This is a genomic window from Flavobacterium sp. FlaQc-49, from assembly GCF_044005985.1.
GTDB lineage: Bacteria > Bacteroidota > Bacteroidia > Flavobacteriales > Flavobacteriaceae > Flavobacterium > Flavobacterium cupriresistens.
The window spans coordinates 185,229-197,512 of the sequence record NZ_JBIPCS010000005.1 but is presented as its reverse complement, the minus strand read 5'-3'; the positions used below and the strand labels follow the sequence as shown (position 1 = coordinate 197,512).

General features: G+C 33.6%; 12 protein-coding genes. 11 read left to right on the top strand and 1 reads right to left on the bottom strand.

What is annotated here, in order from left to right; all coding sequences use genetic code 11:
- The first annotated feature begins 32 nt into the window (after positions 1-32).
- The 11 genes from ACHRV3_RS12890 (at position 33) to ACHRV3_RS12840 (ending at position 11,124) form a co-directional block, all read left to right on the top strand.
- Positions 33-827: an outer membrane protein assembly factor BamD gene (locus ACHRV3_RS12890; RefSeq protein WP_047779280.1), complete on the top strand. Its 795-nt coding sequence runs from the start codon at positions 33-35 to the stop codon at positions 825-827.
- A gap of 9 nt (positions 828-836) precedes the next feature.
- Entirely contained in the window at positions 837-1,154 is a 318-nt protein-coding gene (locus tag ACHRV3_RS12885; RefSeq protein ID WP_047779281.1) for a DNA-directed RNA polymerase subunit omega, read from the top strand.
- A gap of 7 nt (positions 1,155-1,161) precedes the next feature.
- Complete coding sequence (gene coaBC / locus ACHRV3_RS12880) at positions 1,162-2,370, top strand: bifunctional phosphopantothenoylcysteine decarboxylase/phosphopantothenate--cysteine ligase CoaBC (protein ID WP_395434963.1); 1,209 nt, start codon at positions 1,162-1,164, stop codon at positions 2,368-2,370.
- Between the two features lie 81 nt (positions 2,371-2,451).
- On the top strand, positions 2,452-3,339 hold the full coding sequence (locus ACHRV3_RS12875) for a DUF4835 family protein (protein WP_395426097.1): 888 nt from the start codon (positions 2,452-2,454) through the stop codon (positions 3,337-3,339).
- Between the two features lie 58 nt (positions 3,340-3,397).
- Entirely contained in the window at positions 3,398-5,050 is a 1,653-nt protein-coding gene (gene recN, locus ACHRV3_RS12870) for a DNA repair protein RecN (RefSeq protein WP_395434962.1), read from the top strand.
- A gap of 41 nt (positions 5,051-5,091) precedes the next feature.
- The gene (locus ACHRV3_RS12865; protein WP_395434961.1) at positions 5,092-5,790 is read left to right on the top strand and encodes a hypothetical protein; all 699 of its coding nucleotides are present in this window, start codon (positions 5,092-5,094) and stop codon (positions 5,788-5,790) included.
- Between the two features lie 61 nt (positions 5,791-5,851).
- Positions 5,852-7,042, top strand: a complete 1,191-nt coding sequence (gene fabV / locus ACHRV3_RS12860; RefSeq protein WP_395434960.1) for an enoyl-ACP reductase FabV — start codon at positions 5,852-5,854, stop codon at positions 7,040-7,042.
- A 122-nt stretch (positions 7,043-7,164) separates the two neighbouring features.
- On the top strand, positions 7,165-8,163 hold the full coding sequence (locus ACHRV3_RS12855) for a glycosyltransferase family 2 protein (RefSeq protein WP_230001707.1): 999 nt from the start codon (positions 7,165-7,167) through the stop codon (positions 8,161-8,163).
- Position 8,164: 1 nt separating this feature from the next.
- Positions 8,165-8,761, top strand: coding sequence for a dephospho-CoA kinase (gene coaE, locus ACHRV3_RS12850; RefSeq protein WP_395434959.1), 597 nt, complete (start codon positions 8,165-8,167; stop codon positions 8,759-8,761).
- A gap of 59 nt (positions 8,762-8,820) precedes the next feature.
- Positions 8,821-10,404 carry a sensor histidine kinase KdpD gene (locus ACHRV3_RS12845; protein WP_047779289.1) on the top strand — a complete coding sequence of 528 codons (1,584 nt, stop codon included), beginning with the start codon at positions 8,821-8,823 and terminating at the stop codon, positions 10,402-10,404.
- Positions 10,405-10,407: 3 nt separating this feature from the next.
- Entirely contained in the window at positions 10,408-11,124 is a 717-nt protein-coding gene (locus ACHRV3_RS12840) for a response regulator transcription factor (protein ID WP_047779290.1), read from the top strand.
- Between the two features lie 419 nt (positions 11,125-11,543).
- On the opposite strand, the gene ACHRV3_RS12835 is transcribed toward ACHRV3_RS12840, so the two are convergent.
- Entirely contained in the window at positions 11,544-12,284 is a 741-nt protein-coding gene (locus ACHRV3_RS12835; RefSeq protein ID WP_395434958.1) for an acyl-[acyl-carrier-protein] thioesterase, read from the bottom strand.

Below are 12,284 nucleotides of genomic sequence, written 5' to 3'. Positions count from 1 at the left end.
ATTGTCTGAGTAATCATAATAAAAGTAATAAAATGAAAAAAATAGTATCTCTATTAATTGTTGTTGCCCTTTTTTGTTCTTGTAGTGATTACCAAAAAGCATTAAAAAATGAAGATGTTGCAGCAAAGTTTGAAGTAGCAACAAAAATGTATGATGCTGGCAAATATTCAAAGGCAATTCGTCTTTTTGAACAATTGGCACCTACGTATAGAGGTAAACCTCAGGCTGAAAAACTGTTTTACATGTTTTCTCAGTCGTATTATAAGACCAAACAATATTATTTGGCAGGTTACCAGTTTGAAAGTTTTGTTTCGGGTTACCCACGAAGCGAGAAAGTGCAGGAAGCTGCTTTTCTTGGGGCTTACAGTTATTCAAAATTATCACCTGTTTACAGTTTAGATCAGACTGATACAGCAAAAGGATTAGAGAAATTACAAGCTTTTATTGATAATTACCCGAATTCAGAATACATTGGTCAGGCAAATGATGCAGTGAAAGTTTTAAATGGAAAACTAGAGAAAAAAGCATACGAAAATGCCAAAGGATATAATTTGATTTCAGATTATAAATCAGCTTTAATCGCTTTTGATAATTTTATTGCTGATTTTCCGGGAACACCTTTTAAAGAAGATGCATTGTTCTATAAATATGATTCTGCATACAAATTGGCAATAAACAGTATTCCGGCAAAAATGCAGGAACGTTTAAATGTGGCAAAGGTGGCGTATGGTAACTTAATTAAGTTTAAGAGCGATACCAAATACAAAGTGAAGGCTGAAGAAATGAATGCCAGAGTTGAAACAGATTTACAAAAATTTACTAAATAAAATAAAGTCATGGATTTAAAAAAGACGAATGCTCCTGTAAATACAATAACTTACAATAAAACAGTTATTGAAGAGCCAACAGGAAATGTGTATGAGGCAATTACCATTATGGCTAAAAGAGCAAATCAGATTAATTCTGAAATCAAAAAAGAATTAACTGAGAAGTTAGAAGAGTTTGCTACTTACAATGACAGTCTTGAGGAAGTTTTTGAAAATAAAGAGCAAATTGAAGTATCTAAATTTTACGAAAAATTACCTAAACCACACGCTTTAGCTGTTCAAGAATGGTTAGACGGTAAAACATACCACAGAGGTACAAACAAATAATAGTATAATGTCAGTTTTAAACGGAAAGAAAATTTTACTGGGAGTTTCCGGTGGAATTGCAGCGTATAAAACAGCATCATTAGTACGACTTTTTATAAAAGCAGGTGCACATGTCCAAGTGATAATGACACCTGCTTCTAAGGATTTTGTAACACCACTTACGTTATCTACACTATCCAAAAATCCTGTACATTCCAATTTTTTTAATCAGGATGATGAAGATGCTGTTTGGAACAATCATGTCGAATTAGCACTTTGGGCTGATTTAATGCTTATTGCTCCGGCAACCGCCAATACATTATCTAAAATGACAACCGGTAACTGTGACAATCTTTTGATTGCGGCTTATTTATCGGCTAAATGCCCTGTTTACTTTGCTCCGGCAATGGATTTGGACATGTACAAACACCCTTCTACAATTGCGAGTTTTACCGCTTTAAAGCAATTTGGGAATACTATGATTCCTGCAGAAAACGGAGAATTGGCCAGTGGTCTTTCCGGTGAAGGAAGAATGGCTGAACCTGAGAACATAATCGCATTTCTTGAAGCTGATTTAGAGAGCAAATTGCCTTTAAAAGGAAAAAAAATACTAATTACTGCAGGACCAACATACGAAGCAATAGATCCTGTGCGTTTTATAGGAAATCATTCTTCAGGAAAAATGGGGTTTGATATTGCAAATGCAGCGGCAGATTTAGGAGCTAGTGTTGTTTTAGTTTCGGGACCAACCCATTTTAAAGCAAAAAACACTTCGATCAAAGTTGTAAGTGTCGTATCAGCACAAGAAATGTACGATGCTTGTCATCTATATTTTGACGATGTTGATGTGGCTGTTGCAGCAGCAGCAGTTGCCGATTACAAGCCAAAAGTAGTAGCCTCACAGAAAATAAAAAAAGCAGCGGATGAATTTTCGATTGAACTCGAGAAAACAAAAGATATTTTATTATCACTTGGCAATACTAAGAAAAATCAATATTTGATTGGATTTGCATTAGAAACTGAAAATGAAATTGAGAATGCTAAGTTGAAAATTCAGAAAAAAAACTTAGATTTGATTGTTTTAAATTCCTTACAAGACGAAGGTGCCGGTTTTAAGAAAGAAACCAATAAAATTACTTTTATTGATAGAAATTTTAAAATTGAGCCGATGGAATTAAAATCAAAAGAATTAGTGGCTGCTGATATTTTGAATAAAGTGATTTCACATTTTTCATAAACAGCACTATTGATTTTAAATCGAAAACGGAATTAAAAATTAGCGCTAGTCTATTTCGCTAAAAGCAAATATTATGTTCGTATGTGTAAAAAAATAGTTACTATTCTGGTATTTTTGATTTTTGGCTTTTCGCAGGCGCAGCAGTTAAATTGTACTGTAACTATAAATACGGAAAGACTTGCAACTCCAAATCAACAGGTTTTCAAAACGCTTGAGACCGCTTTGTCTGAATTCGTAAATAAAACCGATTGGGCCGGATCTGTTTTGAAACAAAACGAACGCATCAATTGTTCGATGTATATTACGCTGTCATCGTATAATTCCAATCAGTATTCAGGAACAATTCAAATTCAGGCTTCAAGAATGGTCTATAATTCGACTTATTCCTCTCCGATTTTTAATTATAACGATAAAGATTTTAGTTTCAGTTATACTGAATACGAGCCTTTATTATTTAATCCGACTAATTTTGAATCTAATTTAGTTTCTTTAGTTTCCTTTTACAGTTTTATGATTTTAGGAATAGATGCCGATACGTTTCAGATGGGTGCAGGAAGTTCTTATCTGGAAACAGCTCAGAATATAGCAAACGTTGCGCAACAAGGCGGTTATAAAGGATGGAGTCAGTCAGACGGTGTGCAAAACCGTTATTTTTTGATAAATGACATGCTTTCTCCTACTTACAGTGATTTAAGACAAACTTGGGCTTTATACCACTCAGGTCTGGATACTATGAACCAGGATTTAAAAGCAGCAAAAGAGAAGATAAAGTCTTCTATACTGCTTATTGCAAAAGTAAATTCGGTTAAACCGAACGCTTTTTTAACCCGGATATTTTTTGATGCCAAATCAGATGAGATTGTTTCAATCTTTTCGGGCGGTCCCAGTATTCCTATCACCGATTTAACGGATGTTTTAAGCAGGGTTTCGCCATTGAATGCTACGAAATGGTCGCAAATAAAATTTTAATTGCCCGCTGTTATTTTAGTTCCCTCATTACTATTTTTTATACTTATCAATTTTTCCTATGATTACTTCACTGTCAATTAAAAACTATGCTCTGATTGAAAAACTCGCTATTGATTTTTCAAAAGGATTTTCGATAATTACAGGAGAAACGGGTGCCGGAAAATCGATTATTCTGGGAGCAATAGGTTTGGTTCTTGGAAAAAGAGCCGATTTAACTTCACTAAAAAATAAAGAAGAGAAATGTGTTATCGAAGCACAATTTGAAATCTCAAAATACAATCTGAAAGAGTTTTTTGAAGCAAATGATCTCGATTATGAAGAAGAAACAATTATTAGACGTGAAATTCTGCCTTCAGGAAAATCGCGTGCTTTTATTAATGACAGTCCGGTAAATCTTCAGGAATTACAGGATTTGAGTTTGTTTTTGATTGATATTCATTCGCAACAGCAAACTCAGGAGCTTTCTGATGAAAGTGTTCAGTTTAAAATAATTGACGCAATTGCCAATAATACAGAGGTAATAGGTTCCTATCAAAAACTGCTCAAGACTTATAAATCTGATAAGTCAAAACTAAATGCGTTGCTGAAAAAGCAAAGTGATTCAGGGAAAGAGCAGGAGTACAATACTTTTTTATTGAATGAATTGGTTTCGGCTAAATTAAAATCAGGGGAACAGGAAGAACTGGAAGCTGAGTTTGAAAAACTGAATAACGTTGAAATTATAAAAGAATCAATCGATAAATCGTTGTCGATTTCTAATGAAGAACAATTTGGAGTTTTTCATAATCTGAACGAAATCAAAACTTCTTTGCAAAAAATAGCTCTTTTTTCTGCGGAATATCAGAGTTTGTTTGAAAGAATTACTAGTGTTGCAATTGAATTTGACGATGTTTCGAGAGAATTGCAAAATGCTTCTGAAAAATTAATAAATGACCCTGAGAAGTTAGAACTAACCAATCAGAAATTGCAATTGATTTACAATCTTCAAAAGAAACATCAGGTCACTACCGTTGACGAATTACTTCAGATTCAGGCTAATTTGGAAAGTGCGGTTATTGAATTAGGGAATATCGAGGAAGAAATTGCGGTTTTATCACAGTCACTAGAGCAGAAAACATTGGAATTAGATGCTTTCTCAGTGATAATTCACCAAAATAGGGAGAATGCCATTCCGGTTTTATCGAATCAGTTAATTACGATTCTTGAAACTTTAGGAATGCCAAATGTTCGTTTTAATATGGAACTTTTGCCTTCTGAAACCTATTTTCAAAACGGAAAAGACGAATTGCAATTTTTGTTCTCTGCCAATAAAGGTACCGATTTCGGATTGCTTAAAAAAGTAGCTTCGGGAGGGGAAATGTCCCGTATTATGTTAGCTGTTAAAGCGATTTTAGCAAAGTATTCTAAATTACCTACTTTAATTTTTGATGAAATCGACACCGGAGTTTCGGGAGAAATTGCCATCAGAATGGGGGAGATTATGAAAGAAATGAGTGCTACAATGCAGATATTTGCCATTACCCATTTGCCACAGATTGCGGCAAAAGGAGATTCTCATTTCAAAGTCTTCAAATCTACGGTTGATGAAGATACACAGTCAGAATTAAAGTTACTCTCTCAGGAAGAAAGAGTTACGGAAATTGCTCAGATGCTTTCGGGCGCCAACATTTCAGATTCGGCGTTAAATCATGCAAAAGAATTATTAAATTAAATATTTAATTTATATTTGCTCAACAAATTTATATATAATCGATGTTAAAAAAAATAACTTTTTTTTTCTTTTTTATTATCCAACTCAATGCTCAGGATGGTAATCAGAATGTTGTAAGTTCTGAATTAAATACGAGTGGAACTTCTTACTTGGTAAAAGATTATCCGCAAGGTGTTTATCCTACATTCGATGATCTTCTTCAAAAGAAGGGGATAAATATGGGGGACGCTATAGAAAGAAGACCTATTGTTGGTTATCAAAAAAATTCTCTTGCTAAAGATGTTGTTGCTGATCAGGTTTACTTTTATTTTAAAAGAGACAGTGTTAGAGTAAGTAATTATGCTGCAATATCTTATAACGGTAGTTTGTATATTCAACAAAGATTAATTAAAAAGCTTGCCTCTAAAAAAGATAAGAATCAAGAAGGTAATGATTTGAATTCTTATCATAGAGTTATAAGTGATGGTAAGTTCTGGTATTTTGAAGGACCTTATGCAAACATGTGGTCTAAAGCCTTTGCGTATGGAACAGGAGGAGCGGTTGGAATGGTTGTTGGTTCTAATTTGAACAAATTGAAAGGAATTGTATTTAACGTTGAAAAAAAAGAGTTTAATTTCATAAGAGATTGTGAAGGTTTGAATCTTCTTATTGAAGAATATAAAGGATCCAAGATAGAGTGTAGTGATAAAGAGGTGGGTATTTTGGTTGTCCGTGAGAATATCGATAAAATTATTAAGTAATACTGTATTCAATAGTATTTCGGTATAAAAAGAATAAAGCTAAAATTGAAATAAAAAAAATATGATTATAGAGCCTAGAATGAGAGGATTTATTTGTTTGACATCACACCCAAAAGGATGCGAGCAAAATGTTAAGAATCAAATAGAATATATCAAATCAAAAGGACCAATTGCCGGAGCTAAAAAAGTATTGGTTATTGGTGCGTCAACAGGTTTTGGATTAGCTTCCAGAATTACAAGTGCTTTCGGATCTGATGCGGCTACAATTGGAGTGTTTTTTGAAAAACCACCAGTTGAAGGAAAAACAGCTTCTCCGGGCTGGTACAATTCTGCGGCTTTTGAAACTGAAGCACATAAAGCAGGTTTATATGCAAAAAGTATCAACGGTGATGCTTTTTCAAATGAAATTAAAAGACAAACTTTAGATTTGATAAAAGCTGATTTAGGACAAGTAGATCTTGTAATTTACAGTTTGGCTTCGCCAGTACGTTTGCACCCTGTAACAGGAGTTTTGCACCGTTCAGTTTTAAAGCCAATCGGACAAACATTCACAAACAAAACAGTTGATTTTCATACCGGAAATGTAACAGAAGTTTCGATTGCACCGGCTAATGACGATGATATCGAAAATACCGTTGCTGTAATGGGAGGTGAAGACTGGACCATGTGGATGGATGCTTTAAAAGAAGAAAATTTATTAGCTGAAGGAGCTACAACAGTTGCTTATTCATATATCGGGCCATCATTAACAGAGGCGGTTTATCGTAAAGGAACGATAGGTCGTGCAAAAGATCATTTAGAAGCTACAGCATTTTCGATCACTGAAAGTTTGAAATCAGTAGGAGGGAAAGCGTATGTATCTGTAAATAAAGCTTTGGTTACTCAGGCAAGTTCTGCAATTCCGGTTATTCCATTGTATATTTCTTTGTTGTATAAAATCATGAAAGAAGAAGGAATTCACGAAGGTTGTATCGAGCAAATTCAACGTTTGTTTCAGGATAGATTGTATTCCGGATCAGCAGTTCCAACAGATGATAAAGGAAGAATCAGAATCGACGATTGGGAAATGCGTGAAGATGTTCAGGCAAAAGTGGCTAAACTTTGGTTAGAGGCAACTACAGAATCTTTACCTGGAATTGGAGATTTAGCAGGATACAAAAATGACTTCTTAAATTTATTTGGATTTGAATTTGCAGGAGTTGACTACAAAGCAGATGCAAATGAAGTTGTAAATATTGAAAGTATTAAATAAGTACCGCTTATGATATATAAAACCATCAACCAAAAGTTGATGGTTTTTTTGTGAATATACCATATCTTTGTTGAAATTTTTAAGCTTAAAACAGTTACTACTCTAATACCCCCTATTCCATTATGATTTTTTCTTTAATTATACCCGTGTATAATCGACCAGACGAAGTTGATGAACTTTTAGAAAGTTTATCTAAATCTGATTATAATGAAGCTTTTGAAATTGTTCTTGTTGAAGATGGTTCTTCAATACCATGTAAAGAGGTGGTGATGACGTATCAGGGAAAACTTAATATTTCCTATTATTTCAAAGAGAATTCAGGACCGGGAGATTCAAGGAACTTTGGGATGCAAAAGGCGAGAGGAGATTACTTTATCATTTTTGATTCTGATTGTATTATTCCGCCTCACTATCTGACTGAAGTTCGAAAAGAACTTAATGCTAATTATGTAGACTGTTTTGGAGGACCTGATAAGGCCCTGGATAGCTTTTCTGATATTCAGAAGGCGATCAACTTTGCGATGACTTCTTTTCTTACTACAGGAGGTATTCGTGGGGGATCTGAGAAAATCACCAAATTTCAGCCAAGAAGTTTTAATATGGGAATTTCGAAGAAAGCTTTTGAAGTTTCAAACGGTTTTGGAAATATTCATCCCGGAGAAGATCCGGATCTATCGATTCGTTTATGGAATTTAGGTTTTGAAACCAGATTGTTTCCTGATGCATTTGTGTATCACAAACGTAGAATAGACTGGGAAAAGTTCTCGATTCAAGTACATAAGTTTGGAATCGCAAGACCTATTTTGAACAGTTGGTATCCGGAGCACAATAAAATTACTTTTTTCTTTCCGACAGCTTTTATAATCGGCTTGTTAGTAGCTTTTTTATTGTTAATTTTCAATATTGACCTTTTCTTACAAATATATTTTGTATATTTCGTTATTATTTTTCTTACTGCCAGCATTCAGAATAAAAGCATTAAAATAGGGTATTTGTCAGTAATAGCAGTTTGGAAACAGTTCTACGGTTATGGAACCGGGTTCTTGAAATCATTTGTTAAGATTATTCTATTAAAGAAAAAACCGCAAGAGGCGTTTCCTCGTATGTTTTTTAAATTGTAGTATGACAAAAGTTATTGGTTTAACAGGCGGCATTGGAAGTGGTAAAACTACAATCGCGAACTATTTTAAGGAGTTGGGGGTTCCGGTTTATATCGCAGATGACGGAGCCAGAAAAATAATGCAGTCAGAAGTCATTCTAGAACAGATAAAAACGATTTTCGGAAATGCTGTTTTCGAGAATAATGTTTTAAGCAGACCCAAACTGGCTGAGATCGTATTTAAAGATAAGGAGAAGTTAGACCAGTTAAATGCAATTGTACATCCTGCCGTTAAAGCGGATTTCGAGGCATGGTTATTGCAACATGAAAAGTACGAATATATAATTTACGAAGCCGCAATTTTATTTGAAAGCGGTCGTTATAAAGAATGTGATTTTATAATAACAGTTACTGCCCCGGAAGAAATAAGAATTAAACGGGTTTTAGAACGTGACAATACCACAAGAGAGCATGTTTTAAGCCGCATGAAAATGCAATGGAATGATGAAAAACGCATTTCTGGAAGCAATTTTGTAATTAATAACGAGAATCTTAAAAAAGCTAGAGAAGAAGTTGTTAAAATTCTTAAAATTTTAAATATAAAACAAAATCAGTCTTAAATGTTAATATTTGGTTAATGTATTATTTAGTATATTGTTAAAATATTAATTTTGTTTCGATGAATAAATTATTTTTTAGAATACTTGTTTTACTGATGAGCTTGTCCTTAATTGGGATAATTCTGGTTCAAGTATATTGGTTTAACTCTTCGTTTAAGAACAATGACGAACAGTTTAAGTATCATGTTACTCAGGTAATTGGAAATGTTGCAGACAAGCTTGAGCAGCAGGAAGAGTACAGTTTTTATGACAAATACAACAGAATAAAAGACAGTACCGGTAAAACTCCGAAAAAAGAAGATTTGCTTCAGGTTTATTACGTTCAAAGAAATACAAAAACAAATAAGACCATTATTTATTCTAACACGCTGACCTCTGAGGATTATGATATAAATGGTTCGCTTTTTAATAAAAAATTCAGCAGCGAGCGATTTAAAAATTTCAGTGCAAAACGCGTTACAGAAGTTTACAATAATAATGGTATTGACAATAATTCGTTGAATCAAACCGTTATACCGGATCTTAAAATAGAGAAATCAGGTAGTTTAGACATTTTAAATAAAGTACAACAACAAATTCAGTACAAAGATATTGCTTCTTTAACCCCAATAGAAGGAAGAATTACCGGAGATAAGCTTCAAAAACTATTAAAAAAGGAATTGGAAGAATATGGTGTTAAAACCAAATTTGAATATGGTGTTTTAAATAGTGGCCTGGCAACAAAAGTGAAATCGGAAGGTTTTCATTATGACAAAGACGCAAGTTATCATGTACCTATATATACGGACAATGAAGGAAACAGTAAATATGAATTGTTTATCACCTTCCCGCATAAAAAGAAGTTTTTATTATCTGAGTTATTAAGTATTACGATACTATCAATAATTTTTACATTAATTATAATAGTTGCCTATACAAGTGCGTTAAATCAATTAATACGACAAAAGCATATTTCTGAAATCAAAACCGATTTTATAAATAATATGACGCATGAGTTTAAAACTCCGATTGCAACAATAAATTTAGCGCTTGACGCCATTCGGAATCCGAAAATTATTGAAGATAAAGAAAAGGTTTTCCGATATCTTCAGATGATTAGAGATGAAAACAAGAGGATGCACGCACAAGTAGAGAATGTTCTTAGAATCTCTAAATTAGAAAAAAGAGAATTGGATATTTCAAAAGAGCCAACTGCCGTTCACGATATTATTGATGATGCAATTGAGCACGTAAATTTAATTTTAGAAGACAGACAAGGAACTGTTGTGAAGCATTTGAATGCTGCAAGAACAACCTGTCTGATCAATGAAGTTCATTTTACAAACGTTTTGGTAAATATTTTAGAAAACGCAATAAAATATTCGCCAGATATACCTGAAATTGAAATTTTTACAGAAAATGTCAAAGACATGATCCTGATAAAAGTAAAAGATAATGGTTTAGGTATGAGTAAGATAGCTCAGAAAAGAGTTTTTGAGAAATTTTACAGAGAACATACCGGAGACTTACATAATGTAAAAGGACATGGTTTAGGTCTTGCTTATGTAAAAAGAATAGTAGAGGATCACAATGGTCAAGTATATGTTGAAAGCGAAAAAGGAAAAGGTAGCACCTTTATAATAAAAATACCATTAATAAATTAAAATATGGAAAATAATAACAAAAGAATACTTTTAGTAGAAGATGACCTTAATTTTGGGGCAGTTCTTAAAGATTATCTAATGTTAAATGACTTTGAAGTTACTTTAGCTAAAAACGGTATGGAAGGTTTCGAAAAATTCAAGAAAGATGTATATGATTTATGTATTCTTGATGTAATGATGCCGTATAAAGATGGTTATACCTTAGCAAAAGAAATTAGAGAGAAAAACAGCGAAGTGCCAATTATCTTCTTAACAGCAAAATCTATGAAAGAGGATGTGTTAAAAGGATACAAAGCAGGTGCTGATGATTACTTAAATAAACCTTTTGATTCAGAAGTTTTATTGATGAAAATCAAAGCCATTATCCAGAGAAAATCTGCGGATACAAAAGCAGAACAAGTGCAATTTGAGTTTAATATTGGTAAATTCCACTTAAACTCTAAACTTAGATTCTTAACTTTTGAAAATGATGAAGCAATTAAATTATCTCCAAAAGAGAACGAATTGCTTAAGATGCTTATTCTTCATGAAAATGATTTGATGCCAAGAGAATTAGCGTTAACTAAAATCTGGAGAGACGATAACTATTTTACTTCAAGAAGTATGGATGTTTATATCGCTAAACTTAGAAAATATCTAAAAGCAGATGAAGATGTTGAGATCTTAAACATTCACGGAGAAGGTTTCAGATTAGTTGTTAAAAGTAAAATCGCTGAATAAGTAGATTCACCTTATCGAAAATAAATTGAAGCTCTGAGAAATCAGAGCTTTTTTTATGATGTATCGGTAAAACCTTTGGAGAGATCTGGGATTTGGCACAAGTTAGAGAAAGAACTTTTGATCTGTTCGGCGCTGGCGAGGGCGTTCCGCGCGAGGACTTAAGTCAATTAAATCAGCAAACGCTACTACTGTTCCCGTTTTGTGTTCTTTCAACGAAGGTGAGGTCTTCGTTTACTAAGCTCGTATTTATGGAGTTTCTTGCGGAGATTTCTCCTTCGTCGAAAGGACAAATGGGGCGTGTTATTTTAAATTAAGTGGGTTTTCGTAAACCCACTTTCTTGAAATCTGCGGCAAAAAAAACGCACACAGATTAAATAGATTAAAAGAATTTGATTTCAGATTCGTGATTTAGTTGTATTTTATTTCCAGTTAACTTGTAAGGCAAAACAGATTTTATCTTTTTTGGTAATGCTAAAAGTGGAATCGATTTCCGTTTCACTTTCATGAATAACAACAGCATCATTTAGCGATAACTCTTTCATGAAATTCATTTCAAAACTGGCGATTTCCTGCTTTAAAATTTTGTTTGGATCAACGTGGTCTAAACACCATTCCAAGTATTTTACATTGTTGGCGTGATTTACAATATCTAAATCCGATAAGTAAACGGTTTTTTCAAATACGGATTCTTTTTCCGGATTGACATTTATTTTAGAGAAACCTTCTACAGTTGCTCTATTTTCAGGGAACAATTCAAAATGTTGGTAGGGTAAAGCTAAGGCTTCGGGACGACGGGCTTTGGTGTTAAATACCGCCCAGAATGTCTCACTTCCAACAATCTTTTTTCCGTTAACATACATTTCCAGTGCACGAACAGAACGTGAATTCTCAAGACTGTTTATCCATGTTTTTACCGTAACGGTATCCTGCCATTTTGGTAAAGCGGTTACTTCAACACGCATTCGGCTTAATACCCAGGCTTGATCAAATTCCTGCATATCAGCAAAACTAATGCCTCCAACTTCTGAGTGTGCAGCAGCGGTTAGTTGCAGAAGGTTGCACAAATCAGTATATTTTAAATAACCGTTTGGGGTACATTGTGTAAAATTAATTTCCCATTCTTTGCTTAAAACGGAAGTGAAATTTGGAGATATAGGCAT